Here is a 26,195-nt window from a genome sequence, read left to right on the forward strand (position 1 = left end):
CCGCGCAAGCGCTAGGAGGAACCGACGGCATGACGGCGACAACCCTGGTCTTTCTCGGGCCGGTCCGCACCGGCAGCGGCGTCCACGGCGACAGCATGGCACTCGCCGTGCGCGACGGCCGGATCGTCGCGCTCGGCGACGACGCCCGCACTCTCGTCCCGACCGCCGACGAGGTCGTCGACATCGGCGACGGTCTCCTGATGGCCGCCTTCGGCGACGGCCACGCCCACCCCCTCTTCGGCGGCCTCGAAGGTTTCGGTCCACGGATCAAGCAGCTCGACTCGGTGGCCGCCATCGTCTCCGAGGTCCGGCGGTGGGCCGACGAGCACCCCGGGGCCGAGTGGATCGTCGGCGCCTCCTACGACCCGGCGCTCGCGCCCGGCGGCGAGTTCGACGCCCGCTGGCTGGACGCCGCCGTGGACGACCGCCCGGTCGTCCTGCGCGCCCACGACTACCACACCGTGTGGTGCAACACCGAGGCGCTGCGCAGGGCGGGCGTCACGCGGGCCACCCCGGAACCGCGGCTCGGCCAGGTCGTGCGCCGCCCCGACGGCACGCCCCTCGGCACCCTGCGCGAGTGGCACGCCTGCGACCTCGTGCTCGACCAGGTGCCCGCACGCACGGTGGACGAACTCGCCGAAGCCGTGCGCAGGGCAGGGCACGCGTACGCGCGCGCGGGCGTGACCTGGGTCCAGGACGCCTGGGTCGAGCCGGAGATGGCGGACGCCTACCTGTCGGCCGCCATCTCCGGCGCGCTGGCCGTCCGCGTCGACCTCGCCCAGCGCGCCGACCCCGACCGGTGGCTCGACCAGCTCGGGCCGTTCGCCGACACCCGCGCGCGCGTGGCCGCCGAGGGCGGCGGGCTGCTGACCGCGCGGACGGTGAAGTTCTTCAGCGACGGCGTCATCGAGGGCGGCACGGCCGCGATGCTCGCCCCCTACGAGGACGCGCCGCACAGCTGCGGCATGCCCGTATGGGAACCCGACGCGCTCGCCGAGGCCGTGCGCGCCTTCGACGCGGCGGGCTTCCAGACGCACATCCACGCGATCGGCGACGCGGGCGTACGCGCCTCGCTCGACGCGATCGAGTCCGCGATGCGCGCCAACCCGGCCTGGGACCGGCGCCCCGTGATCACACACGTGCAGGTGGTGGACCCCGCCGACCTGCCCCGGTTCGCCGCGCTCGGCGTCATCGCCAACTTCGAACCGCTCTGGGCCCAGCCCGACCCGGTCCAGACCGAGCTGTCCGTCCCGCGCATCGGCGCGCACCGGGCGGACCTCCAGTACCCCATGGGCGCGCTGGCACGGGACGGCGCACGCCTCTCCTTCGGCAGTGACTGGCCCGTCAGCTCGTACGTCCCGCTGGAGGGCATCCAAGTCGCCGTCACCCGGCGCACCTTCGCGGGGGAGCCGGCAGGGGGCTGGATTCCCCGGCAGCGGCTGACCGTCGAGGAGGCGCTGACGGCGGCCACCACCGGGGTCGCCCACCAGGCGGGGGCCGACGAGCGGCTGTACCTCACCCCGGGCGCCCCCGCCGACCTGGTGCTGCTCTCCGCCGACCCGCGCGCGGGCGATCCGATGGACATCCGCCACACGCGCGTGCTCGGCACCTGGCTGGAGGGCCGTGCCTCGTACCGGGCGCGGGCGGACGCGTCGTCGCGGGAGCGGTCCGCGGACCCTACGTACGCTTCGTGACCGGCAGGACGATCGCCGTGGCCGCGATGCCGTCGCGCACGACCCACTGGCCGGAGAACACCTTCACCTCGACGCCCTCCACCACCGGGCCCTCGACGAGCAGCCGCGCGGTGAACGTCCCGTCGGACGAGAGGTCCACCCGCGCCTCCTCGAAGCCGAGCCAGCGGCCGGTGAGCGGGAACCACGTCTTGTAGACGGACTCCTTGGCGCTGAACAGCAGCCGGTCCCACGGCGTGGCCGGCTGCCGGGCGCCGAGGTCCGCGAGCGCGGCACGCTCCGTCTCGTCGGCGACCAGGTCCAGGACCCCGGGGTCGCGCAGCGGCTCGCCGGGCTCGGCGTCGATGCCGAGCGAGACGACCTCGCCGGCGCGGGCCACGACCGCCGCGCGGTACCCGGCGCAGTGGGTCATGCTGCCGACGACACCGGCCGGCCAGCGCGGCGCGCCCCGCTGCCCCGGGAGGATCGGCGCGGGCGGCACCCCGATGCGGGACAGGGCGGTCCTGGCACAGTGCCGGACGGTGGTGAATTCGTTGCGCCGCTTGGCCACGGCGTTCGCCACGACCGCCTCCTCCTCGGGGAAGAGGACGGCGTCGTCGGGGTCGTCATGGGTCTCTTCGACGGTGACGGGCACGGCGGCGAGCAGAGAAGCCAGGGGCCCGGCGGACTCGGGGACCCGGCGCACGGATATCGAGGGTGACGTCACGAGAGATCACCGTACCGGGCGGGCGGCACGCGCGCGTAGCAGACGCCGGTACTCCGGGCCCGGGGCCGCCGGGGTACGGGAGGGCCGGGCGAGCGCATACGCTGGCGTGATGCAGGACGAGTACCGCACAGTGGCCCGCGAGGGCGTGCACGAGACCGAGATCAACCGCTCGCGCTTCCTGTGCGCCCTGGCGCCCGCGGCCACCGAGCGGGAGGCGCAGGACTTCGTGGCCCGCGTGCGCAAGGAGCACCCGGCGGCCTCGCACAACTGCTTCGCGTACGTGATCGGGGCCGACGCGGCGGTGCAGAAGGCGAGCGACGACGGCGAGCCCGGCGGCACCGCGGGCGTACCGATGCTGCAGATGCTGACGCGCCGCGACATGCGGTACGTCGTGGCGGTCGTGACCCGCTACTACGGAGGCGTCAAGCTCGGCGCGGGCGGTCTCATCCGCGCCTACGGAGGCGCGGTCGGCGAGGCGCTCGACGCCCTCGGCACCGTCACCCGCCGCCGCTTCCGCCTCGCCACGGTCACCGTCGACCACCAGCGCGCGGGCCGCGTCCAGAACGACCTGCGCACGGCGGGACGTGCGGTGCGCGACGTCCGCTACGGCGACGCGGTCACGATCGAGATCGGCCTGCCCGACGCCGACGTGGCCGCCTTCCGGGGCTGGCTCGCCGATGTCACCGCGGGGACCGCGGAGTTCGAACTCGGCGGAGAGGCGTACGGAGACGCCTGACGCGCGGTGCCCCACCACTGGTTCGCGAGGGAGCGTCAGCCGGACGTGAGCCGGAGGTATGTCCGACGCAAGCGGCGCCCGGGAGAGTGTGCGTCATCAGGGAGGAGCGGTGGTCCACCGTCGCTCCTCACTCCTCACTTCCAAAGGCGTACTCATGGGCAAAATCGAACTGTCTCGTAGGTCCTTCGCGAGGATCGGGGCTGCGGTGTTGGCGGTTCCCGCCCTGGGGGCGGTGCAGGGTCTGGCCGCACCGCGGGCCTTCGCGAACACCAACGCCTTGTGGACCGACATCGACTGGCACCTGGAGGACTGGGACGAACCGCGCGGCACCACCACCGCCCGCAGGCAGGCGCAGGACTACATGGCCGTGGTGGACCGAATGCGTGATCTCGCCAGCACACCGATGGCCGGCAGCCAGGGCGTACACGGCATTTATGACACGACGGTCCGTGATGAAGAGAGCGCCACCCGTCGTATCATCCGGGTCCTGCTCTGGAGCAACGCCAGCGGCCGTAGCAGGGCCGACGTCGCGCTGTACTTCTCCGTCGACAACCTCTACCTGATGGGCTTCTCCGCTCACGGCCACCACTACCGCTTCAACGCCTCCTACACCAGGCACCTGGCGGGCAGTATGCAGGCCCACTGGAACCAGACGACGCCCCCCATAGTCACCGCGATGAGCTCCAATGGGAGCTACGGGACGCTTTCCGCCTCGCCGGAATGGCGGGGCGCACAGCACTGCACGTCGGTCAACTTCCTGACGCACTTGGAGAACCTGGAGAACGTCACCGCGAGCACCAGGAACAGCCAGGCAGTGCAACGGGCACTCGCCTTCTTCATCGGCGCCACCTCCGAGGCCGCCCGCTTCGGCTGGATCGAGACCCGCATCGGCAACGTCCTCTCCTACGGCCACGACCCGCTCGACTCCAACCGCCCGGTACACCTGGGGCCATTCGGCGCCGAGCTGGAGAACAACTGGGACACCATGTCCGCGATGGTTCACCGGACCATGCAGGGAAACCAGGGCAATCCAGTGCCCATCAACGGACGGACATACCGGACTTGGGAGCAGGTCATGTTCGGCGCGCCGAACCATCCGCCCCTCGGCCCCTTCCTCGCCAACGTGGGCAGCGTCTGATCCAGCAACATCGGAGTCCTCGTCGGTGACCCAGACCCCGCTGCCCACCGGCGTGGCGGCGGCCCTTTCCAGGCGGACGTCGAAGGAGGAGACGGTCCCGGCGCCGCCGGTCTCGCGTGTCTGTGTTTTCCTACGATGTTCCACCACTTGCGCATGAGGCAGAGCCCGTTCGGCTTATCCAGCCAATGTGCGTGGACAGTGCTTATCGCCGTGCGCCCTTCTCGGAAAATTCAGCTCCGACGCGCATGAGAATCTTCGTTCGCAGATCGACTCAAATTGCATCTCGGCCCGGGACTGGAGGGAAGGCGCGCATCGAATGAGGCGACAGTGTTCTGCCTGCGGCTCGTCCGGTGCGTGATCCGGTCACGTGCGGTCCGCTTCCGGATTCGCTCCAGCCGACGGTTTCGGAGACGCCTGTTCGGCGGATTTATGCAGGTCGGCGGGCTGTTCGCAGATCCCGCCATGCTGCGGAGCGGACTCCGGTACAGGAAGGTCACGCGCCCAGGGGAAGGCGACTCGCGTGCTGGGAGCGGACTTGCTGGGTAGGTAGTCCGATGCGTAGGCGAACCGCCACCAGGATTGCGGTGGGCGTGATCGCCGCAAGGTGTCCCAGTATCCGAGCAATTCACAGGGTATCGCCGCTGCCCCCTGCATCTTTCCCGACCGGAGGAGATTTCCTGTGCCGTCTGCCACCGAGTTCATCGACGCTGTGGGCATCAATCTCCCCGAACATTTCAGTGCCAACGAGTTCCTGTCCCTGGCCAGGGAAGGAATGATCACAGAGGAACACTTGCGGAGCTTCGCTCTCGCCGAGTTCCAGTCGCAGGAAGCCGAACTGGCGGCCTACGGCCTGTTGCTGTCCCGGTACCCCCACGAAGTGCCCGGCGGCTTCTTCTCCTTCGTCGGTCACGAGCTGATGCAGGCACGTCACCGGATGGTGGGCGGTCTCGCGCCGGCCCTGGGCATGTCGCCCGATGAGATGCGCCGGGCTCCCCGGCTGGAACCGGTGCGACGGTTCACCGAGTTCATCTCGTGGGTGGCCCTTCACGCCGGGGCGGCGGAGGCGGCACTCCTGGCGCGTACCGACTTCACCCTGTGGTGCAACACCTGCGCGGTCCTCGCCGACGTGCTCGGCGAGGCGGAGCACGTACCCGAGGCCGCGGTCGAGTACATCGGCGCCTACCGGGAGAACCCGCCGGAGGTGGCGGACGGTGTGCTGCAAGTCATCGAGTACGGCCGGACGCAGCAGGAACCGGACGAGTGGATCACGCGCAGCGCGGTGCGGATGGAGCCGACACTCAGAGCCTGGTGGCGGGCGGTCGCCACGACCGGCTGAAACACACGAGCAGGCCAGGCATGCCGGACATCGGGGCGCGGGCAACACGCAGGAGTGTGCATGGGCAAGGACGTCGGACGGGTGACTTTCACAGAACGGGATCACGTGCACTTCCGCGCCCGCTTGGAGGACTGTCTCTCCACGCTGGGAAAGGTGGTGGGTGATCCGAAGTTCGGAGCGGTTCCGGCCACTCTGGGTGCGGAGCTGGAAGCGTCCCTCGTCGGGGAGAGCGGTGGTCCCGCCCCGGTCAACGTCGCCGTGCACGAGGTTCTCCAGGACGACCGGCTCACTCTGGAGGTGGCGCGGTTCAACCTTGAGGCGAACCTGGAGCCGGTGCCTCTTCGGGGACGTCCGTTCACCGCCATGGCGGAGCAGGCGACTCAGAGGCTGCGCCAGATCACGGCCCAGTCCCTGCGGATGCACGGAGCGAGGGCGGTCCCGATCGGGACGCTGCCCACACTGACGTCGGCGGACGTCACGACGGAGGCGCTGACCCCGGTGCCGCGCTTCCACGCCCTGGAACGCGCCTGGGCCAAGCGCCGCCCCACACCGTTCCCCCTGCGCGTGGCGGAGGGAAGGGACGGAGTGCTCCGGGCGGAGTCCGTAGCCGTACAAGGGGCCGCCTGCTCCTGGCAGGTCCATCTGACGGTGCCGCCGGCCCGGTTCCTCCACACCTTCAACGCCGCGCAACTCGCAACCGCACCCGCCCTGGCGGTAGCGGGCAACTCCCCCTTTCCGCTGGGCCGCGCCGGAGGGCAGGAGGCTCGGATTCCCCTGTACGAGCAAGGCTTCGGCGATCGCGGCGGCACTCGTCCCGGAGCCCCCCGGCCCCGGGTCGGTTTCGGCCGGGCGTGGCTGCGCGGCGGGCCCCTCGCCGTGTTCGACGAAGCCGTCCACGCCTATGACGTCCTGCTTCCGGCACCCCACCGCGATGCGCGCGACGGCGGCTCCGACGAAGCGGGGTATCCGCCACTCGAAGAACTCCGTCTGCATCTGAGCACGGTGTGGTCATGGAACCGTCCGGTCTACGATCCGCGCGGGCATCTGCGGATCGAGTTGAGAGCGTTGCCCTCGGGGCCCACCCCACTGGACATGGCGGTCAACACGGCCTTCCTGGTCGGCCTGACCCTGTTCCTGGCCGCGGGCGGACGCGATGTGGCGCACTGTCTGCCCTTCGCCTGCGCCAAGGCCAACTTCTACCGGGCCGCGCGCGACGGTTTGCGCGCGTCTCTGTGGTGGCCCTCGCCCGGATCGGCCCCTCAGGAACACGAGGCCGGCGCTCTGGTGCACAAGCTGCTGCCCCAGGCCCGTACAGGTCTGATCATGTCGGGGGTGGACGCCGACGAGGCGGACACGATGCTGAACCTCCTGCACGAGCGGGTCTCCACGGGCCGCACGGGAGCGTGGTGGCAGCAGCGGTCTCTTGAGGTGTTGAGCCGGCGGCGGGAGACACCGCGCGGGGCTGGTGGGGCACTGCCGGCGGAGCGGACCGCCGCCACCCCGGGGGAGCGGACGGGAAGCCTGCCCCGGGGTGATGCCGCCACCTCGGGAGCGTCGACGACACGAACCGGGCAGCCCCCCGAAGCGGTTCCCGGAACCGGTGGGGCCGGCGGTGGTCCAGGACGGCCCCCCTTGGGCGACCTGACCATGCGGTATGCGCGGCTGGCCGAGAGCGCCGCGCCCGTACACACATGGAACCTGCCTGCGGACCTGCCCTGGAGTCAGCGATGAGCCCACCTGCCGCGCCGCCCGCCACCGATCTTCAGGTGGACTTCCCCTTCGACTACGCCGCCCACGTCGCCGGCGACCGCCGCATGGGCCGGCTGCCCGAGGAGGTCCGGGGAGCGCGTGTGGCCGTCATCGGCGCCGGCGGCAGCGGACTGGCCGCCGCGTACGAGCTGGCACGGGCCGGCTGCCGCCCGGTCCTGTACGAGGCCGAAGAGAGCGCGGACGGGCCGGGCGGGCGACGCCTCGGAGGCCGCATGTACAGCCGGCGTCTTCACGACGAGGACAGCGCGGTCGTCGAGCTGGGCTGCCTGCGCTTCCCCGAAACCGCCCGGCTGCTGCGCCAGTACGCTCAGACCTTCGGGGTGCGGCTTGAGGCGTTCCGGGACAACTACGCGGCTCCCACCACGCCGTTGACGTTGCTCGACGTCGACGGCGGACAGTACGCCGCACAAGAGATCAAGGACCTGTACGGTCTCCACGAGGGATTCCGGGAGGCACACACCCGCTGGCAGCAGACCCTGGCCAGGATCGGCTTCTTCCAGATCCAGCGGGACCTGGCCGCGCGCGACCTCGGTGCGGTACGCCGCCGTTGGCGCGACGTGCTGACCCGGTTCGATCTGTGGTCCTTCTACCGCTTCCTGCGCGACCCGGACGCCGTGGGCCTCAGCCACGACCAGGCGCGCGTCCTCGGCACCGCAGGAGTGGGCCCGGCCGTCTGGGACTCCTTCTTCCACCTGAGCACGGTGGAGATACTGCGCCTGCTGCTGTGCAGCGAGGGCAGCAGCCTCCTGTACGCGCCGGACGGCATCAGCCGGCTCGCCGAGGGCTTCTGGAGCCACCGCACGACCGACCCGCAAGGGCGGACGTGCAGCGTGGAGGCGATCAACCATGGATCGCCGCGGCCCGCCGTACGCCTCCTGGAGGTCGAGCCCGAGCCGGCACACGGCGTCGTGGTGCACGGCGAGGACGGGCGCAGCGAGCGATTCGCAGCGGCTGTCTTCACCCCGCAGACGCGTCTGCTGGAGACCGGGGTCGAAGTGCGTTCCACCTCTGCCCGCGTCCCCGTGCTCGGACCCCGGCTCTGGCGGGCCGTCCGACGCCTCCAGTACTGGCAGTCCTCCAAGACCGCACTCGTCGTGGACCAACCGTTCTGGGAGAAGACGTCCATGGACGGGGTCACCCTCACCGACCGGCTGCCCAGGGCCGTCTACACCATGGACTACGGGCCCGCGCGAGGTCCCCGCGGCCGCCGCGGCGTGCTGGACCTCAGCTTCACCTGGGCCCAGGACGCCGTGAAGATCGCCCCTTCCACCCTGGAGGAACGGATCGCCCTCTTCGTCCGCGAGCTCGCCGCCATCCACCCCGAGGTGGCGGACGACCTGCGCGCCCAAGTCCGCACAGGCGAAGCCATCACCGTCTCGTGGGAGAACGAGAGGAACTTCCGCGGCCTGAGCCGCTGGTCGTGCCCGGGCGACTACCCCTACCAACGTGACCTGTTCGCTCACTTCATGAAGGACTTCACCGGCACGCCGGCCGTGCCGGGCGAGCCGCCGAACGCGTTGTACCTCGCCGGCGACGACACCTCCTGGTCCCCCGGCTGGCTCAACCACGCTCTCGCCTCCGGGCTCAACGCCGCCTGGGGGGTCCTGCGCCAGCTCGGCGCCCGCCCCGAACCGGGAAATCCCGGGCCGGGAGACGTCTGGAACGACCCCCACTACACGCCGCTCACCACGGCCTGACGCCCGACCCCCGGGTTCCCGGGCCCCGGCCCCCCTCGGACGCCCCGGCCTCTCGCCACCACCGTTTCCGGAGGTAATCGTGCACGCACCCTCCGACCGAGAGCTCCTGCTGCGCCCCGACCGTGTCTGGGACGCGGTCGCGGACACCCCGGTCGACCACATGTCCGTCCTGGTCCGCGACGGCCGGATCGAAGCGGTCGGGCCCGACCTCCGTCCCGCCCAGGAGACGGACATCGTGGAGATGCCCGGTTGCACGCTCATGCCCGGCTTCATCGACTGCCACGTCCACCTCCTGGACCAGAGCGCGGAGACAGCACCCTCCGCCTACCAGACCCTCACAGCGCTACCGGCCCTCCGCGCCCTGCTGCACAACGGATTCACCACCGTCCGCGACCTCGGCAGTGCCCACCTCCCCCTCAACGTCTCGCTGCGCACGGCCGTGGAGAACGGTCTGGTCGAGGGCCCGCACATCGTCGCCGCCCCCAACATCCTGTCCCCCCGCGGCGGCCACGGGGACAAGGACCCCGACCTCGCCCAGCGGTACGGACACCAGATCGGCACGCTGGCCGACGGCGTCGAAGAGCTGCGCCGGGCCGTGCGCGAACAGTCCCGCGCCGGAGCCGACTGGATCAAGTTCGCCGGTGGCGGCGGGTTCTCCTCCCCGGTGGACAGCCCCACCAGCACCTCCTACTCGCGTGTGGAGATGCACACCATCGTCTCCACCGCCGACGACCTGGGCCTGCCCTGCGCGACACATGTCTTCACGGACCGCGCCGTGCTGCGCGCCGTGGCCGCGGGGGTGCGGAGCGTGGAGCACGGCTACTTCGCCGGCGCAGCCACGTATCGGGCCATGGAGGAGGCGGGCGTCTTCCTGGTGCCCACCCACTATGCCCAGACCTACTTCCTGGACCGGCTCGACGACGACGACTTCTGGGACGGTTCCACGGCCGTCATGCGGCGCAACTACCGCGAACACGTCGACATGCTGCGCGAAGGACTCCTCCGGCCCGCACGTACCGACGTGAAGACAGCCTTCGGCACCGACGCCGGAATGTTCCCTCACGCCGAGAACTGGCGAGAGTTCCCCACTCTCGTGGCCCACGGCTACACCCCCCTGCGCGCCCTGCGGGCAGCCACGTGTGTCGCGGCAGACCTCCTCGCGCGCCCAGATCTGGGCACGATCGCACCTGGCGCGACCGCGGACCTCGTCGCCCTCGCGGGCGACCCCTTCGACGACATCACCGCCACCGGCCGTGCCCGGTACGTGGTGCAGCACGGTCGGCTGGTCACCGCGGCACGGGACACGGTCTCGGTGAGCGCGGCCGGCCGGGGGCCGCGCCCTCCATCCTCGAACCCCGTCAAGGAGAACCGCATGAATCCCGAGCAGATGATCGAAGCGATGAAGCCCGACGTCGAACGGTTCGTCACCGGAAACCAGCTGGTCATGCTGGCACAGGACGGGCAGATGGGGAGGGGCCACTTCAAGAGGCTGCTGCTCGCCGAATACCAGTGCCAGGAAGCCGAACTCTCCACCTACGCCCTCCTGGTGTCCAGGCACCGCCACGAGATACCGGCGACCCTGTTCTCCTTCGTCCTGCACACCGTCTCGACCGCCCGCGGCCTGTTACGCGAGGCGGCTCCGTCGGTCGGCATCCCCGCCACCGGCATTCCGCTGGTCCCGGTCGACCAGGGGCTGTTCCGCGTGGTGCGCGACCTCACGTGGATGGGCACCCAGGCGGGGCCGGCCGAAGCCGCCCTCTACCTGCACACGGACCTCTCGACCTGGTGCACCCTCTTCTCCCGGATCTCCGCCGCCTCCCGGGATCTGGCGGACGCGCCGGACTCCGTACTCGCCTATCTGGACTCCTGGGGCGAGGAGCCGCCCCCCGAGGTCGCCGAAGGAACCCTGGAGGTGCTTGAGTACGGACTGGCCCACGGCGAAGAACCGGACCGCGTACTCCACACCGCCCGGCAGTTGGGCTCCCTCATCGATCCGTACTGGACCTACGTTCACGGCGGTTGAAGAGAAGGCGCGCCGGGCGGACCTCCGCCGCCCCTCCTCAGGACGCGTCCTGCCGGCCGGCTGCCCTCCACGGACGCCACTCTCCGCCACGACCCGGGCCGACGGGAATTCACCAGCGACAACTGCTCCGGCGCCCACGCGAGAATCCTGGCCTCCCTGATCCTCGCCAATGGCGGGCATCAACAGGCATACGGCGAGGACCAGTACACCACTCGGCTGGACGACACCTTCCGCCGGCATTTCGGACCGGCCGCCCGGGCATTTCCCGTCTTCAACGGGACGGGAGCCAACGTCATAGCGTTGCAGGCCGTCACCAACCGCTGGGGAGCGGTCCTGTGTGCGGAGCAGTCCCATCTGACCGAGGACGAAGGAGGTGCTCCGGAGCACGTCGCGGGAGTGAAGCTGCTCGAACTCCCCTCTGAGGACGGCAAAATCAGCCCCGAACTCGTCGATCGCGCGGTAGAGGCGGCCGGCGACGTCCACAGCGCTCAGCCACAAGCTGTCTCCCTGACCCAGGCCACGGAACTCGGAACCTGCTACACCCCCGAGGAGATACGCGCTCTCTCCGCATGCGCGCACGCACACGGGCTGGCCGTCCACATGGACGGTGCGCGACTCGCCAACGCGGCCGCGTTCCTGGGCGTCCCTCTGTCGGCCTGCACGACAGAGACGGGGATCGACGTCCTGTCCTTCGGCGGCACCAAGAACGGCCTCCTGTTCGGCGAATGCATCGTGGTACTCGATCCGTCCCGGGTGACGGGAATCCCCTACCTGCGTAAGCGCTCCACCCATCTCGCGTCCAAGATGCGTTTCCTCTCCGTGCAATTCGAAGCACTCCTCGAAGGAGACCTCTGGAGACGCAACGCGTCCCACGCGAACGCCATGGCCACGAGACTCGGCTCCCTGCTCGCCGGCCTGAACGGAGTGAGGGTCACCCGGCCCGTCGAGGCCAACTCGGTATTCGTCACGCTGCCCCGTGCGGCCCTCGCCCGCCTTCTGGAGCGATACACGATCTACACCAACGACGAGGACCGCGGGGAAGTGCGTCTGATGTGTTCGTTCGACACCACCGAAAGGGATGTCGATACCTTCGGAGCCGCCGTGGAGGAGACCCTTTCGCAGTGAGCGCACCTGAGGGATTCGGCAGGGCTTTCATTCCTCACGGAATGCCGCGGCGAACGTGGAGAGGGCTTGGTCGATGACATCGAGTGCGGCGATGGCGGCTCCGCACGCCATCGCCGGGAGAGCCGCACTGAAGACGTGGCCGGGAGCGGCGAGCCGCAGCAGTCGGGTGAGAGACGCGGGGCCCGCCAGAAAACCGCCCGCGGAGGGCACGGTCTTGCTCAATGTCGCCATGGTCAGACCGAGGGGTGACCGAGCCACGCCGAAGTGCTCGTGCAGTCCTTGTCCGGTCGCGCCGAGTACGCCCAGACTATGGGCCTCGTCCAGGTACAGGACGGCTCGGTGCTCGCGGCACGCCTCGTCGAAGGCCGGCAGGTCGAGCAGATCGCCGTCCGCGCTGAACACGGCGTCGCAGACGACCAGTTTGACCACGTCGTCCGGTGCTTCGGAGAGGAGGCTCCGGACGTGGGCGGGGTCGTTGTGGCGGAAGGTCCGTACGTGCGCTCCGCGGGCCGAGGCGATGGAGCATCCCGCGACGATGCTGGCATGGTTGAGGTCGTCCGAGAAGATCCAGTCCCCTTTGCCGACGAGTGCTGGTATCGCCGTCGCATTGGTCTGGAACCCGGACGGCAGCAGGATGGCCCCTTGATGGCCGGTGAAGGCAGCGAGGCGTTCTTCCAGACGGCGGTGCGAGGTGAGGGAGGCCGCCGCCGCGGCGGTGCCGTGCCCGCCCGTCCCGTACTTCTCGATGGCGGCCCTGGCGGCTTCGTCGATTGCGGGGTGGCCCAGCAGACCCAGGTAGTCGTAGCTGGTCATGGCGGTCTGGGGCGGCTCGTCCGGGTACTGGAGGGTCATGCCGTCCACGGCGTCGATGGCGCGTGTCCACAGTGCCGGAGTCCGTCCGCCCCCGAGGCTCCGGGAGCGGACGCGGCTCTCGACGAGCGCCAGGACGTCCGCCTCGGCTGCGGAGGACCGGCCGGGCGGGGAAGGGGTGTGGTCGAGGCCATGTTTCATGAGGAGGGTCCTTCGTAGGTGCGAGGCCCGCTGAACGTCCTCGCCCAGGGCCAAGCCGTGATCGATGGTCTCCAGCGCGGCGCCGATCATCTCCCGGGGTTCCTCACGGAAGAGGTCGAGGTACTCGACGACAGCCTCGGGAATGGCCCTCTGCTCGCGGGCCGCGCTGGACAGTCGGCGGCACACGGCCCACCAGCGGGTGTAGTCGGCATGGATGACGGCGGCAGCCTCCGCCGGTCCCGCTTGCAGTCCCACCCAGGACAGGAACCATTCACCGGAAGCTCGGAGTGTCGGGCAGGGCCGAGGCGATCTCGCAACACCTCGGCCCCGCGACCGAAACGGCAGCCACACGGCAGCCCGACTCGGCAGGAAGACGTCGGATGCCCGGCCCGGGAACTCGTGACACGATCCTGTCTCAAGGGCTGCGACCCCCAACCCTCACCGCCTTCGGCTCATCGGCCTGCGGCCTCGTCCGAGCCGGGATGCTTCTGTGCCCCTGGTTCGCATGGTCGGCCTGTCGCAGCCCGGTTGCGCAGTGAGGTCAGTGGTGAATCAGGTGCGGCCAGGCGTTAGCGTAATGGGTGCCAACCCGGGGTTCCCGTGCTGGCTTGTGCTGGTTTTTGAGGCGTTACCGAGAGAAACGTGCAGGTCGGAGCCGTTTAATGAGATTGCTGCACACGTCCGACTGGCACCTGGGCCGCTCGTTCCACCGCGTGAACATGCTCGACGCCCAGGCCGCCTTCATCGGCCATCTGGTGTCGACCGTACGCGAGCGCGACGTCGACGCCGTCGTGGTGGCCGGAGACGTGTACGACAGGGCGGTGCCGCCCCTCGCGGCGGTCGAGCTCTTCGACGACGCGCTGCACCGGCTCGCCGGCCTCGGGGTGCCCACGGTGATGATCTCCGGGAACCACGACTCGGCGCGCCGCCTCGGCGTCGGCGCCGGGCTCATCGACCGCGCCGGCATCCATCTGCGCACCGACCCCGCCGCCTGCGCGGAGCCCGTGGTCCTCGCCGACGACCACGGGGACGTGGCCTTCTACGGCCTGCCCTACCTCGAACCCGCCCTGGTCAAGGACGAGTTCGGCGTGGCGAAGGCCGGCCACGAGGCGGTCGTCGGCGCCGCCATGGACCGCGTCCGCGCCGATCTCGCCACCCGCGCGCACGGCACCCGCTCCGTCGTCCTCGCCCACGCCTTCGTCAGCGGCGGCACGATCAGCGACAGCGAGCGGGACATCACGGTCGGCGGGGTCGCGGCCGTGCCGTCGGCGGTCTTCGACGGCGTGGACTACGTGGCCCTCGGCCACCTCCACGGCAGCCAGACGCTCGGCACGCGCGTGCGCTACTCCGGCTCCCCGCTGCCGTACTCCTTCTCCGAGGCCGACCACCGCAAGAGCATGTGGCTCGTCGACCTCGGCCCCGGGGGCGAGGTCGAGGCCGAGCGCGTCGACTGCCCGGTCCCGCGCTCCCTGGCCCGCCTCAGGGGCACCCTGGACGAACTCCTGGAGGACCCGGCCCTCGACCGGCACGAGACGGCGTGGGTCGAGGCCACCCTCACCGACGCGATCCGGCCCGACGACCCCATGGCCAGGCTCTGCGCACGCTTCCCGCACACGCTCAGCCTCGTCTTCGACCCCGACCGGGCACCCGACGACCCGGACGTCTCCTACGCCCAGCGCCTGAAGGGCCGCAGCGACGAGCAGATCGCCGACGACTTCGTCGTCCACGTGCGCGGCGCGGGACCCGACGAGGCGGAGCGGGACGTGCTGCGCTCGGCCTTCGACGCGGTCCGCGCCCAGGACACCCTGCGCGAGGTCGCCCGATGAGACTCCACCGGCTCCGCCTCACCGCCTTCGGCCCCTTCGGCGACCCGCAGGACATCGACTTCGACGACCTCTCCGCCGCCGGGCTCTTCCTGCTGCACGGCCCGACGGGGGCGGGCAAGACCTCCGTCCTCGACGCCGTCTGCTTCGCGCTGTACGGATCGGTGCCGGGCGACCGGCAGGGCGGCAAGCAGGGCACGACCCTGCGCAGCGACCACGCCCGGGCGGGCGCGCGCACCGAGGTCCGCCTCGAACTGACCGTCGCGGGGCGCCGCCTGGAGATCACCCGCCAGCCGCCGTGGGAGCGCCCCAAGAAGCGCGGCACGGGCACGACCACGGAGAAGGCGCAGAGCTGGCTGCGCGAGTACGAGAGCGGGCAGGGACCCGGCGCGGGCGGTCGCTGGAAGGACCTCAGCCGCTCCCACCAGGAGATCGGCGAGGAGATCACCCAGCTGCTCGGCATGAGCAAGGAGCAGTTCTGCCAGGTCGTGCTCCTGCCCCAGGGCGACTTCGCGCGCTTCCTCCGCGCGGACGCGGAAGCCCGCGGCAGACTCCTCGGACGGCTCTTCGACACCCACCGCTTCGCCGCCGTCGAGCAGCGCCTCGCCGAGCAGCGGCGCACCGCGGAGGCCGAGGTCAAGGCGGGCGACGCGGCCCTCATGGCCGACGCGCACCGCATGCAGCAGGCTGCCGCTGACGATGGCGGGGGCATGGCGCTTCCGCTGCCGGACCTCGCGCCGGGCGACCCCGGGCTCGCGTCGGAAGTCCTCGCCTGGGCGGCCGTGGCCCGCGTGGACGCCCGCGAACGCCTCGCGGTCGCGCGGTGCGCCCTCACGGCAGCGGAGTCCGCGCAGGCCGCGGCCGACCGCCGGTTCGCCGAGGCGCGCGACCTCGACCGGCTGCGGGCCCGGTTCACCGAGGCGCGGGAGCGCGCGGCACGGCTGCACGCGCGCGAGGACGAGCTGCGCGAGTGGGAGCGGTGCCTGCACCGCGCCCGCAAGGCCGAGACGGTCGCCCCCGCACTCGACCTGCGCGACGCCGCCGACGCGGAGCACCGCGCGGCGGCGCGCGAGGAAGCACGCACGCGTGCCCGGCTGCCCGAGACGTTCGCCGCTTCCGGGGCGGCCGGGCTCGCCGCCGCCGCGCGCAAGGCCGCCGAGGAGCTCGGCGGCCTCGCGTCCGCCCGCCGCGCCGAGCGACGGCTCGCCGACATCGCGGGGGAGCGCGCGTCCCTGGACCGCCAGGAGCACGCCGACGACGAACTCTTGCAGGACGCGACGGCGTGGCTCGACGGCTGGGAGGCCACCCGCACGGCCCTGCGGGAACGCATGACCACCGCCCAGGAGGCCGTGACCCACGCCGAGTGTGTGGCCGGGCGCCTGGAGCCCGCCCTGGCCCGGCTCGACGCGGCCCGGCACCGCGACCGGCTCGCCGGGGACGCGACGGCCGCGCAGGAGCGGGCCCTCGCCGCCCGTGAGCACGCCACCGCCACCCACGAGCGCTGGCTCGACCTCAAGGAGCAGCGCCTCAACGGCATCGCGGCGGAGCTCGCCGCACACCTCACGGACGGTGCTCCCTGCGCGGTCTGCGGGTCCACGGAACACCCCGCCCCCGCGCGCAAGGGCGCGGGACACGTGGACCGCGGCGCCGAGGAAGCGGCCCTGGCCGCCCACCGGGCCGCCGAGGAGTCCCGCGCGGCCGCCGAACGCGCACTGGGTGACGTACGGGAGGCGCTCGCCGCCCAGGCCGCCGCCGCGCGCGGCGGGCAAGGGGGCGGGAACGACGCGGACGAGGACCCCGCGGCGGACGAACTGGCAGCAGCCGTCGACGCGTTGCGCCGCGAGCACACCGAGGCCAGGGACCGGGCCTCCGGCCTGCACGCGGCGCGGGAAGCGCTCGCACGGGCCGAGCGCGAGTACGAGCGCAGGCTCGCCGGACAGCAGGAGGCCGTGCGGAGGGCCGCGTCGAGGGCCACCCTGCGGGAGGCCCTCGACCGCGAACAGGAGGGCCTCGCCGAGGAGTTGGCCCGTGCGCGCGGGACCACCGGCAGCGTGGCCGACCGCGCCGCGCAACTGGAGCGGCAGGCCGCGCTGCTCACCGAGGCCGCCGAGGCCGTGCGCGCGGCCGACGACACCGCCGAGCGCCTGAAGGAGGCGGACGCGCGGCTGGCCGACGCTGCCTTCCGCGCGGGGTTCGACACACCGGCCGCCGCGGCGGCCGCCCTGCTCGACGACGCGCGGTACCGCGAGGTCCAGCACCGCATCGACGCCTGGCGGAACGAGGAGGCCGCGGTGCGTTCCGTCCTCGCCGAGCCGGAGACGGTGGCCGCCGCCGAGGGGCCCGCCGTGGACCTGTCGGCCGCGCGGGCGGCGGCCGACGACGCGGGGCGGCGGCTGCGGGCCGCGGGGTCCGCGTGCGACGCGGCGGCGCGGCGCTGCGCCGAGCTGGACCGGCTCTCCGCCCGCACGGCAGCGGCGAGCCGTGAACGGGCGCCGCTGCGTGCCGCGTACGACCGGGTGGCGCGGCTCGCGGGCCTCGCGGCGGGCACGTCGGCGGAGAACGAACGCAGGATGCGCCTGGAGTCGTACGTGCTCGCCGCCCGGCTCGAACAGGTCGCGGCGGCCGCCACGGTGCGGCTGCGGCGGATGTCGTCGGGGCGCTACACCCTGGTGCACTCCGACGACCGCGCGGGACGCGGCCGTTCCGGCCTCGGGCTGCACGTGGTCGACGCGTGGACGGGCCGCGAGCGCGACACGGCGACCCTGTCGGGCGGCGAGACGTTCTTCGCCTCCCTCGCGCTCGCGCTGGGCCTCGCGGACGTGGTCACGGACGAGGCCGGCGGCGTACGGCTCGACACGCTCTTCATCGACGAGGGCTTCGGCAGCCTGGACGACCAGACCCTCGACGAGGTCCTCGACGTCCTGGACTCCCTGCGCGAGCGGGACCGCAGCGTCGGCATCGTCAGCCACGTCGCGGACCTGCGGCGGCGGGTGCACGCGCAACTGGAGGTCGTGAAGGGCCGCGCGGGCTCGTCCGTACGGCAGCGGGGCGGTCGGTGAGGATCAGGTCATCGGCACCGGAGCGAAGGCTCATGCCGTAGGTCCCGGTGCGTGCCCCGCCGCACCTCGCCCTGCCCGCCACCGCCCCTCGCCCTGCCCGCCACCGCCTCCGTCGGCCCGCCGGCCCGCCGCGGGACGGCGCCATGGGCGCGGCCGGTGAGCCCCGCTCACCCGCCGTCGCCCCGCAAACCCCGTGCGACGACCCGGACCCGTCCGCCATCATGAGTCGCATGCCGCGCCTGCCTCCTCCCACCCCCGCCCAGCTCCGCCGCGACCCGCTGCCCCTGCGGGGGAGGACCGCGCTCGTCACCGGGGCCAGTCGGCGGGACGGCATCGGGTATGCCGTGGCCCGGCGGCTCGTCGCGTACGGGGCCGGGGTCTATCTGCACCACCACGTGCCGCACGACGCCGCGATGCCCTGGGGCGCCGACCGGATCGAGGACGTCGTCGACGGGGTGCGTGCCGCGGCCGGTGATCCGGACGCCACGGTCCGCTCGGGGCCGGGAGACCTCGCCGAACCCGCCGCCCCCGCCGCGCTGATCGACACCGCCGCCCGGGCGCTCGGCGGGCGGATCGACATCCTGGTCGCCAACCACGCGCTGAGCGGCAGCGACGGGACGCTCGACGCGATCGACGCGGCCATGCTCGACGTCCACTGGGCGGTCGACACCCGGTCGGTGATCCTCCTCGTCCAGGCGTACGCCCGGCTGCGGGCCGAGCTGCCGCCCCGCTCACCCGGCGGCCGCGTCGTCATGATGACGTCCGGGCAGGACATCGCGGACGGCATGCCCGGCGAGATCGCCTACGCCCTGCAGAAGGGCGCCCTGGCCTCGGTCACCCGCTCGCTCGCGACCACCCTCGCCGACCTCGCGGTCACCGTGAACAGCGTCAACCCCGGCCCGGTCGACACCGGTTACCTCACGGGGGACGCCTACGCACAGGTCGAGGCGGCGTCCCCCGCGGGCCGCTGGGGGATGCCCGACGACCCGGCCCGGCTCATCGCCTGGCTCGCCACCGACGAGGCCGAGTGGGTCACCGGCCAGGTCATCGACTCCGAGGGCGGCTTCCGGCACTGACCGGGAGCCGCCGGCGCCGTCACAGCTTCGAGAGCTCCTCCACCAGGTCGTCGAGGCCGAGCGAGCCCTGCGAGAGCGCGGCCATGTGCCACGCCTTGGCGTCGAACGCGTCCCCGTGGCGGCGGCGCGCGTTCTCCCTGCCGAGCAGCCAGGCGCGCTCGCCCAGCTTGTAGCCGATGGCCTGGCCGGGGATGGTGAGGTAGCGGGTCATCTCGCTCGTCACGAAGTCCGTGGGACGGCTGCAGTGCGCGTCGTAGAACTCCTGGGCGAGGTCGGGGGTCCAGCGCTCACCCGGGTGGAACGGCGAGTCCGCCGGGATCTCCAGCTCCAGGTGCATGCCGATGTCCACGATGACCCGCAGCGCGCGCATCATCTGGGCGTCGAGGTAGCCGAGCCTGCGCTCGGGGTCGGTGAGGAAGCCCAGCTCGTCCATGAGCCGCTCCGCGTACAGCGCCCAGCCCTCGGCGTTGGCGCTGACGATGCCGACGGTCGCCTGGTAGCGGGAGAGGTTCTCCGCGACGTGCGCCCACTGCGCGAGCTGGAGGTGGTGGCCGGGAACGCCCTCGTGGTACCAGGTGGACACCAGGTCGTAGACGGGGAAGCGGGTGTCGCCCATGGTCGGCAGCCAGGTGCGGCCGGGGCGCGAGAAGTCCTCGGACGGGGCCGTGTAGTAGGGGGCGGCGGCGCCGCCGGGCGGGGCGATGTGGGACTCCACCCTGCGGACCCGCTCGGCGAGTTCGAAGTGCGTGCCGTCCAGCGCCTCGATCGCCTCGTCCATCAGCTCCTGCAGCCAGACCCTGACCTCCTCGACGCCCTCGATGTGCGTGCCGTGCTCGTCCAGGTGGGCGAGCGCCGCCCAGGGCGTCGCCGCGCCCGGCAGGATCTTCTCGGCCTCGGCCCGCATCTCCGCGAGCAGCCGGTGGAACTCCGACCAGCCGTACGCGTACGCCTCGTCCAGGTCGAGGTCGGTGCCGTTGAAGTAGCGGGAGAGCCGGGCATAGCGCTCGCGGCCCACGGTCTCGGGCGCGCCCTCGATCGCGGGCGCGTAGACGTCCCGCATCCAGTCGCGCAGCGCGGTGACGGACGCGGTGGCGGCGCGGGCCGCCGCGTCGAGGTCGGCGCGCAGGGCCTCGGGCCCGTCGGCGGCGAACTCCTCGAACCAGCCGCGCCCGTCACCCTCCTCACCGGTCCACTCGGTGAGCTGCCCGATGAACGTGGCGGTGGGGCGCGGAGCGGCGAACAGCTTGCGGTCGAGGCCCAGTTCCAGCGAGGCGCGGTAGCCCTCGAACGCGGCCGGCACGGCCCGCAGCCGCTCGGCGATCGTCGCCCAGTCCTCCTCGGTCTCCATCGGCGTCACGGTGAATATCTCGCGCACCTGGTGCGGCATCGTGTGCAGGTTGCCGACCGAGCGCAGCCCCTCCTCCGCTTCGTGCACGGCGAGTTCGGCGGTGAGCCGCTCCCGCAGGAGCCTGCCGCACCGCCGCTCGGCCTCGGTGTCCGCACCGGGCTCGCGCTCCGCCTCGTCCAGCCGGGCCAGTGTCGTCCGCACGAGCCGCGCCAGCGCCTCCTGTCCGGCGGGCGAGGTGTCGGGGAGCCGGCTGTCGCTCTCCTTCACGCCGAGGTAGGTGCCGGTGATCGGGTCGAGGGCGATCAACTCGTCCACGTAGGCGTCGGCGACGTCGCGGGGCAGGGGGGCGGTGTTCGACTGCGCGTGCTTGGTGTCTGGCATGCGGACATCCTGGCCGTAGTCGTCCGGTGGGCGCCAGTGCCTTTGCGTCACGGTCGGGCACCGGGTCCGCCGGGTCACGCGCCGGTGGTGTCCCCGCCCGCCTCGGGCGGCAGCAGCGGGCCGCACTGCCACTGCTGGAAGATCAGCCGCGTCTCCACGCGCGCCACCTCGCGCCGCGCGGTGAACTCGTCGAGCACGAGGCGCTGCAGGTCCGCGGGGCCCGCCACCGCCACGTGCACCAGGAAGTCCTCGGGGCCCGTGAGGTGGAAGAGGGACAGGGACTCGGGCAGCTCCCTGATGCGCTCCACGAAGGGCACCACGAGGTCCCTGCGGTGCGGCCTGACCTGGACCGAGAGCAACGCCTGGAGCCCGCGCCCGAGCTTCGCCGGGTCGAGGCGGAGCTGCTGCCCGAGGATCACCCCGGAGCGCCGGAGCCGCGTCACGCGGTCGAGGCACGTGGACGGCGCGACACCGACCTGCGCCGCGAGGTCGCGGTACGTGGTCCGGGCGTCGTTCTGCAGGGCGCGCAGGATGTGGAGGTCCACCGGGTCCAGTACGACGGATTCGGGCATCGGGCGAACGTAGCACGGGAAAGGGGGGCGAAGGCCCGGCAGGTGTTCAGCCTGTGGGGCATGGACGCGAACACGGAAACCGTCAGCACGGCCCGCACCCGGGCCCTGGCCACCGAAGCCGTACACGCCGGGCGCGAGGACCTCGCCGGACTCGGCCTGCACGCGGCACCGATCGACCTCTCGACGACCTACCCCTCGGCGGACAGCCGTGGCGAGGCCGCCCGCGTCGACGCCTTCGCCGCCGAGGGGATACTCGACGAAGGGCCGCCCGTCTACGCCCGGCTCGGCAACCCGACCGTGGCCCGCTTCGAGACCGCGCTCGCCCGGCTCGAAGGCACCGAGAGCGCGGTCGCCTTCGCGAGCGGCATGGCGGCGCTCACCGCGGTCCTGCTCGTACGGGGCTCGGCGGGCCTGCGCCATGTCGTGGCCGTCAGACCGCTGTACGGATGCAGCGACCACATGCTCACCGCGGGGCTGCTCGGCACCGAGGTGACCTGGGTGGACCGGTGGGAGGGCGCCGACGGTACGGACGCCGAAGGCCCGGACGGCGGCGGCGCCGAGTCCCTGGGCAAGGCCATCGCCGAGGCCGTCAGACCCGACACGGGGCTCGTGATGGTGGAGTCGCCCGCCAACCCCACCCTCGCCGAACTCGACCTCGCGGCGGTGGCCGAGGCGTGCGGCGAGGTGCCGCTCCTCGCCGACAACACGTTCGCCACACCCGTGCTCCAGCGGCCCGCGGAGAGCGGTGCGCGCCTGGTGCTGCACAGCGCCACCAAGTACCTGGGCGGCCACGGGGACGTCCTCGGCGGAGTGGTGGCGTGCGACGAGGAGTTCGCGCGGCGGCTGCGCCAGGTGCGCTTCGCCACCGGCGGGGTGCTGCACCCGCTCGCCGGGTACCTGCTGCTGCGCGGCCTCGCCACGCTGCCCGTACGGGTGCGTGCCGCGTCGGCGACGGCGGCGGAGCTGGCACGGCGCCTGGCCGCCGACCCGCGCGTGGAGCGCGTCCACTATCCGCGGCTCGGCGGTGCCATGGTCGCCTTCGAGGTGTACGGGGACCCGCACGAGGTGACCGCGGGGGTGCGGCTGATCACCCCGGCGGTCAGCCTCGGCAGCGTCGACTCGCTCATCCAGCACCCGGCGTCCATCAGCCATCGCATCGTGGACGCGGGCGACCGGCACTCCTCGGGGGTGAGCGACCGCCTGCTGCGGATGTCCTGCGGCCTTGAGGACGTCGAGGACCTGTGGAGCGACCTCGACCGCGCGCTCGGCCCCGTCAGCCCTCCGTCCGCGGACGGGGACCGGCGACGGTCTCGTGGCTCCGAAGCCCGTCATACGGCGGGCGCGAGCTGACGGGGGTCGCTTCGAGGCGGGCCGTGATGACCAGCGTGCCCTCCTCGATCTGGTAGTCGAGGGGCAGGCCGAGCCCGCGCATCGCGGCCACCATGCCGGTGTTGGACGCCTGCGTCACCGCGTACACGCTCTCGCAGCCGGCCTCGACCGCCATCGCCACGAGCCGGCCGAGCAGGTGGCCGCCGATGCCGCGCCGCTGCCAGTCGTCCTCGACGAGCAGGGCGACCTCCGTCTCGTCGCCGTCCCACAGCAGGTGGCCGAGGCCGACGATCCGTCCGGATGCCGTCCGCACGGCCAGGGTGCGGCCGAAGCGGGGGCTGAGCAGGTGGCCGAGGTAGCGGTCGGCGTCGTGCACCGGGCCGTGGTAGCGCATGCCGAGGGTGCGGGCCGAGCAGCGCGCGTGCATGGCGACGGCGGCCGGGACGTCGTCCGTGTCGGCGCGGCGCACGGTGATGGAGTTGCCCTCGGGCAGGGTGAGGACGTCCTGGCTGCGCGGGACGCGCGGGCCGAGCCGCGTGTCGAGCTCCACCAGCGCACGCGCGCGTGCGAACTCCGTGGGGGTGAACGGCAGGTAGGGACGCTCCACGGTGATCGTCTCGCCGTCCGGACCGTGCAGACGCAGCACCGTCTCCTCCAGCGCCCCGTCCGCGGGGAGCGGCGGTGCCGCGTTCCGCGTCGCCGCGGGCAGCGAGCGGATGGTGCAGCGGCCGAGCAGGTGGCGGAGCGCCAGCGGCAGTTCGGAGGCGTCCAGGGCGGTGCGGGTGGCCAGGCCGAGGATGCGGGTGGGGGCGTCCACGAGGTCGTGGGCGTCCGCGCGCTCGATCCAGGTGCCCGAGCCGCCGGCGTGGGCGATCGCCCGGGTGATCTCCGCGGCGGGCAGTTCCTCGGGGGCGCGCAGCAGGAACTCGTCGACGGTGCCGTCGGCCAGCGGGTGCGTCTGCAGGCTCAGGATGTCCACCCGCCGGGCGGCGAACACCCCGCAGAGCGCGGCGAGCGACCCCGGCTCGTCCCGTACGGTCGTCCGCATCCGCCAGAGCGACGTCGTGCCCGCGGGCGTCCCCGGGGGTGTCGCCGCGGCGGCCGGCGCGGGGCCGTGCCCGGCCTGCTCCGCGGGGGAGGGCGGCCGGGCGCCGATATCGTGGGCGACCGGCGGCGCGTGGTTGTGGCGCCGGGCCCACCAGATGTGGAACCCGGCCGTGGCGACGAGCACCACGGCCGAGATCACGAGCAGGGCGGGCCCTCCGGGGCCGTGCCCGATCATGTTCGCCACGGCGTCCGCGACCGCCACGGCGGTGAAGAGGGCCGCCAACTCGACCACGTCGCGCCGCCAGTGGTGGGCGGGGCGGCCGTGCTTGGTCCGGGTCATATGAGACATGTCAGTGCGCATACGGCCACTGTGCGGGATCGGTGTTGCGTGATCACAAACGTGTTGTGACCGATGGGTTAAGGCGCCATCTGCCCGCTTTGCGCCCCGGCCCCCGCCCGGCCGTCGCCCCGCCTACTGCCCCGGTCCCCGCCCCGCCTACTGCCCCCTGCCCCGCCTACTGCCCCACGCGGCCGGGTCTGAGCACCTTGGTGAACAGCACGCCGCCACCCTCCTGCCGCAGCCGCACCGTCAGCTCGCCGCTGTCTCCGTCGATGTCGACCTCGCCGAAATACTGCGGGGTCTCGGCCGGTGAGGTGTTGGAGCGCTTCGGTGCCTTGATGAACGTCTGCTCGGGGCCGAAGGTTCCGTCCAGCTTCGTCGCCGGGAAACCGCCCGCGGCCAGCGGCCCCGACACGAACTCCCAGAACGGCGCGAAGTCCTTGAAGGCGGCCCGCGAGGGGTCGTAGTGCTGCGCCGACGTGTAGTGCACGTCGGCGGTGAGCCACAGGGTGCCCGTGATCTTCCGGTGCTTGATGTGCCGCAGCAGCTCGGCGATCTGCAGCTCACGGCCGAGCGGGGCGCCGGGGTCGCCCTGCGCGACGGCCTCGAAGTTGGTCCCGCCGTCGGCCACGACGAGCCCGAGCGGCATGTCGGAGGCGATGACCTTCCACACCGCCCGCGAGCGCGAGAGCTCCCGCTTCAGCCAGGCGAGCTGCCGGGCGCCGAGGATGCCGGTGGCGTCATCGGGCCGGCGGTTCGGGGAGTTGGCGTTGCGGTAGGTGCGCATGTCCAGGACGAACACGTCCAGGAGCGGGCCGTGCCGCAGCACGCGGTAGACCCGGCCGTCCTCGTCGCCCGGCGGCAGCGTGGAGATGGGGTAGTACTCGCTGAACGCCCGCAGGGAGCGGGCGGCGAGCACGTCCACGTTCTTCTCGGTGTAGCGGGCGTCGTCCAGGATCTGCCCCGGGTACCAGTTGTTGCGCACCTCGTGGTCGTCCCACTGCACGATGGACGGCACCTGGGCGTTGAACCGCCGCAGGTTCTCGTCGAGCAGGTTGTAGCGGAACGCGCCGCGGAACTCCGCGAGGTCCTCGGCGACCTTGGACTTCTCCTCCGTCGTCACGTTCCGCCATACGCTGCCGTCGGGCAGCGTCACGCTCGGCTGGATGGGCCCGTCGGCGTAGATGTTGTCGCCGCTGCAGAGGAAGAAGTCGGGGTCGCGGCGGCGCATCTCCTCGAAGACGCGGTAGCCGCCGCGGTCCGGGTTGATGCCCCAGCCCTGCCCCGCGATGTCCCCCGACCACAGGAAGCGCACGCCGTCCTTGCGGCCCTTCGGTGTCGTACGGAACGTGCCGCCGGCCGGCTCACCGGTGCGCCTGGGGTCGTCGGGGTCGGCGAGCAGCACCCGGTAGTGGATCTGCTCGCCGGCGGGCAGCCCGTGCAGCCGGGTGGTGCCGGTGAAGTCCGTGCCGGGGCCGAGCAGCGGTCCGCGCCAGCGTCTCGCGTTGCGGAAGGACTCGGTGGCCGACGTCTCCACGATCATCCGCGCCGGACGGTCGGAGCGCACCCAGACGAGCCCCGCGTGCGCGCCCACGTCGCCCGCCTGGACACCCCACGCGGCCCTCGGGCGGCCCGAGAGGGCGAGCGCGGGAGCCGCCCCGGCCCGCGCGGGCCCGGCGAGCGCGGGCACGGCGAGCGCCGCGGGCACCGCGAGCGATCCGCGCAGCAGGCTGCGGCGGCGGGGGGACGGGCTCGGCTGACGTGATGACATGAATGCGCCTCCAGTTGACGGTGCGACCAGTCTGCGGGCGCCCCGTCGGGGGCGCGCCACAGACTTCACGCGAACCACAAGTGAACAACTGCCCACCCGGGCAGGGGAACCGCCGGGCGGAGATCACCTCGGGGGGCGCGCGGCGCCGCCGCTCACGCGGGTCCTAGGTCGCCGGACGCGGGTCCACGGGCGGATGCCGGGCCGCTCGGCCCCGCC

18 protein-coding genes are annotated in these 26,195 nt (G+C 72.5%); 12 read left to right on the forward strand and 6 right to left on the reverse strand.

Annotation, left to right across the window (positions count from 1 at the left end; translation table 11 throughout):
• Positions 1-29: 29 nt before the first annotated feature.
• Positions 30-1,694, forward strand: coding sequence for an amidohydrolase (locus tag AB0I16_RS12590; protein WP_363249318.1), 1,665 nt, complete (start codon positions 30-32; stop codon positions 1,692-1,694).
• Here the strand turns inward: AB0I16_RS12590 and AB0I16_RS12595 are convergent.
• Complete coding sequence (locus AB0I16_RS12595; RefSeq protein ID WP_363249319.1) at positions 1,678-2,397, reverse strand: 4'-phosphopantetheinyl transferase superfamily protein; 720 nt, start codon at positions 2,395-2,397, stop codon at positions 1,678-1,680. The two genes, AB0I16_RS12590 and AB0I16_RS12595, sit on opposite strands and share 17 nt — an antisense overlap.
• 109 nt (positions 2,398-2,506) lie before the next feature.
• On the opposite strand from AB0I16_RS12595, the gene AB0I16_RS12600 reads away from it, so the two are divergent.
• The 7 genes from AB0I16_RS12600 to AB0I16_RS12630 all read left to right on the forward strand — a co-directional run bounded on the left by AB0I16_RS12600 (position 2,507) and on the right by AB0I16_RS12630 (position 12,222).
• Positions 2,507-3,133 carry a YigZ family protein gene (locus AB0I16_RS12600; protein ID WP_363249320.1) on the forward strand — a complete coding sequence of 209 codons (627 nt, stop codon included), beginning with the start codon at positions 2,507-2,509 and terminating at the stop codon, positions 3,131-3,133.
• A gap of 154 nt (positions 3,134-3,287) precedes the next feature.
• Complete coding sequence (locus AB0I16_RS12605) at positions 3,288-4,271, forward strand: ribosome-inactivating family protein (protein WP_363249321.1); 984 nt, start codon at positions 3,288-3,290, stop codon at positions 4,269-4,271.
• Between the two features lie 679 nt (positions 4,272-4,950).
• Positions 4,951-5,607, forward strand: a complete 657-nt coding sequence (locus AB0I16_RS12610; RefSeq protein ID WP_363249322.1) for a hypothetical protein — start codon at positions 4,951-4,953, stop codon at positions 5,605-5,607.
• Between the two features lie 81 nt (positions 5,608-5,688).
• Complete coding sequence (locus AB0I16_RS12615) at positions 5,689-7,338, forward strand: glutamate--cysteine ligase (protein ID WP_363249323.1); 1,650 nt, start codon at positions 5,689-5,691, stop codon at positions 7,336-7,338.
• Entirely contained in the window at positions 7,335-9,074 is a 1,740-nt protein-coding gene (locus tag AB0I16_RS12620; protein ID WP_363249324.1) for an FAD-dependent oxidoreductase, read from the forward strand. Before AB0I16_RS12615 ends, AB0I16_RS12620 begins: the two co-directional genes overlap by 4 nt.
• 79 nt (positions 9,075-9,153) lie before the next feature.
• On the forward strand, positions 9,154-11,097 hold the full coding sequence (locus AB0I16_RS12625) for an amidohydrolase family protein (protein WP_363249325.1): 1,944 nt from the start codon (positions 9,154-9,156) through the stop codon (positions 11,095-11,097).
• 60 nt (positions 11,098-11,157) lie between these two features.
• Complete coding sequence (locus tag AB0I16_RS12630; protein ID WP_363249408.1) at positions 11,158-12,222, forward strand: low specificity L-threonine aldolase; 1,065 nt, start codon at positions 11,158-11,160, stop codon at positions 12,220-12,222.
• 27 nt (positions 12,223-12,249) lie between these two features.
• Here AB0I16_RS12630 and AB0I16_RS12635 read toward each other — a convergent pair whose 3' ends face one another.
• On the reverse strand, positions 12,250-13,488 hold the full coding sequence (locus AB0I16_RS12635; protein ID WP_363249326.1) for an aminotransferase class I/II-fold pyridoxal phosphate-dependent enzyme: 1,239 nt from the start codon (positions 13,486-13,488) through the stop codon (positions 12,250-12,252).
• Positions 13,489-13,895: 407 nt separating this feature from the next.
• On the opposite strand from AB0I16_RS12635, the gene AB0I16_RS12640 reads away from it, so the two are divergent.
• The 3 genes from AB0I16_RS12640 (at position 13,896) to AB0I16_RS12650 (ending at position 19,191) form a co-directional block, all read left to right on the forward strand.
• Positions 13,896-15,059, forward strand: coding sequence for an exonuclease SbcCD subunit D (locus AB0I16_RS12640; protein ID WP_363249327.1), 1,164 nt, complete (start codon positions 13,896-13,898; stop codon positions 15,057-15,059).
• Positions 15,056-18,115: an SMC family ATPase gene (locus AB0I16_RS12645; protein ID WP_363249328.1), complete on the forward strand. Its 3,060-nt coding sequence runs from the start codon at positions 15,056-15,058 to the stop codon at positions 18,113-18,115. Before AB0I16_RS12640 ends, AB0I16_RS12645 begins: the two co-directional genes overlap by 4 nt.
• Positions 18,116-18,345: 230 nt before the next feature.
• On the forward strand, positions 18,346-19,191 hold the full coding sequence (locus AB0I16_RS12650; RefSeq protein ID WP_363249329.1) for an SDR family oxidoreductase: 846 nt from the start codon (positions 18,346-18,348) through the stop codon (positions 19,189-19,191).
• 19 nt (positions 19,192-19,210) lie between these two features.
• Here the strand turns inward: AB0I16_RS12650 and AB0I16_RS12655 are convergent, their stop codons facing one another.
• Both AB0I16_RS12655 and AB0I16_RS12660 read right to left on the reverse strand, forming a co-directional pair.
• On the reverse strand, positions 19,211-20,920 hold the full coding sequence (locus AB0I16_RS12655) for a DUF885 domain-containing protein (protein WP_363249330.1): 1,710 nt from the start codon (positions 20,918-20,920) through the stop codon (positions 19,211-19,213).
• A 74-nt stretch (positions 20,921-20,994) separates the two neighbouring features.
• Positions 20,995-21,492, reverse strand: coding sequence for an Lrp/AsnC family transcriptional regulator (locus tag AB0I16_RS12660; protein WP_363249331.1), 498 nt, complete (start codon positions 21,490-21,492; stop codon positions 20,995-20,997).
• Between the two features lie 60 nt (positions 21,493-21,552).
• Here AB0I16_RS12660 and AB0I16_RS12665 point away from each other — a divergent pair, with 60 nt between their 5' ends.
• On the forward strand, positions 21,553-22,842 hold the full coding sequence (locus AB0I16_RS12665) for a PLP-dependent transferase (protein ID WP_363249333.1): 1,290 nt from the start codon (positions 21,553-21,555) through the stop codon (positions 22,840-22,842).
• Here the strand turns inward: AB0I16_RS12665 and AB0I16_RS12670 are convergent.
• Both AB0I16_RS12670 and AB0I16_RS12675 read right to left on the reverse strand, forming a co-directional pair.
• Positions 22,766-24,208 (reverse strand): GNAT family N-acetyltransferase, encoded by a 1,443-nt coding sequence (locus tag AB0I16_RS12670; RefSeq protein ID WP_363249409.1) that lies wholly within the window; start codon positions 24,206-24,208, stop codon positions 22,766-22,768. The two genes, AB0I16_RS12665 and AB0I16_RS12670, sit on opposite strands and share 77 nt — an antisense overlap.
• A 175-nt stretch (positions 24,209-24,383) precedes the next feature.
• Positions 24,384-25,979, reverse strand: a complete 1,596-nt coding sequence (locus tag AB0I16_RS12675) for an alkaline phosphatase D family protein (RefSeq protein ID WP_363249334.1) — start codon at positions 25,977-25,979, stop codon at positions 24,384-24,386.
• Positions 25,980-26,195 lie beyond the last annotated feature (216 nt).

Origin of the sequence: Streptomyces sp. NPDC050703 (assembly GCF_040654435.1) — a bacterium.
Classification (GTDB): Bacteria; Actinomycetota; Actinomycetes; order Streptomycetales; family Streptomycetaceae; genus Streptomyces.

Bases quoted from the DNA above. Each gene is read 5' to 3' on its own strand.
- AB0I16_RS12590 (WP_363249318.1), top strand. From the start codon at position 30: ATGACGGCGACAACCCTGGTCTTTCTCGGGCCGGTCCGCACCGGCAGC.
- AB0I16_RS12600 (WP_363249320.1), top strand. From the start codon at position 2,507: ATGCAGGACGAGTACCGCACAGTGGCCCGCGAGGGCGTGCACGAGACC.
- AB0I16_RS12605 (WP_363249321.1), top strand. From the start codon at position 3,288: ATGGGCAAAATCGAACTGTCTCGTAGGTCCTTCGCGAGGATCGGGGCT.
- AB0I16_RS12620 (WP_363249324.1), top strand. From the start codon at position 7,335: ATGAGCCCACCTGCCGCGCCGCCCGCCACCGATCTTCAGGTGGACTTC.
- AB0I16_RS12640 (WP_363249327.1), top strand. From the start codon at position 13,896: ATGAGATTGCTGCACACGTCCGACTGGCACCTGGGCCGCTCGTTCCAC.
- AB0I16_RS12645 (WP_363249328.1), top strand. From the start codon at position 15,056: ATGAGACTCCACCGGCTCCGCCTCACCGCCTTCGGCCCCTTCGGCGAC.
- AB0I16_RS12650 (WP_363249329.1), top strand. From the start codon at position 18,346: ATGCCGCGCCTGCCTCCTCCCACCCCCGCCCAGCTCCGCCGCGACCCG.
- AB0I16_RS12655 (WP_363249330.1), bottom strand. From the start codon at position 20,920: ATGCCAGACACCAAGCACGCGCAGTCGAACACCGCCCCCCTGCCCCGC.
- AB0I16_RS12660 (WP_363249331.1), bottom strand. From the start codon at position 21,492: ATGCCCGAATCCGTCGTACTGGACCCGGTGGACCTCCACATCCTGCGC.
- AB0I16_RS12665 (WP_363249333.1), top strand. From the start codon at position 21,553: ATGGACGCGAACACGGAAACCGTCAGCACGGCCCGCACCCGGGCCCTG.
- AB0I16_RS12670 (WP_363249409.1), bottom strand. From the start codon at position 24,208: ATGACCCGGACCAAGCACGGCCGCCCCGCCCACCACTGGCGGCGCGAC.
- AB0I16_RS12675 (WP_363249334.1), bottom strand. From the start codon at position 25,979: ATGTCATCACGTCAGCCGAGCCCGTCCCCCCGCCGCCGCAGCCTGCTG.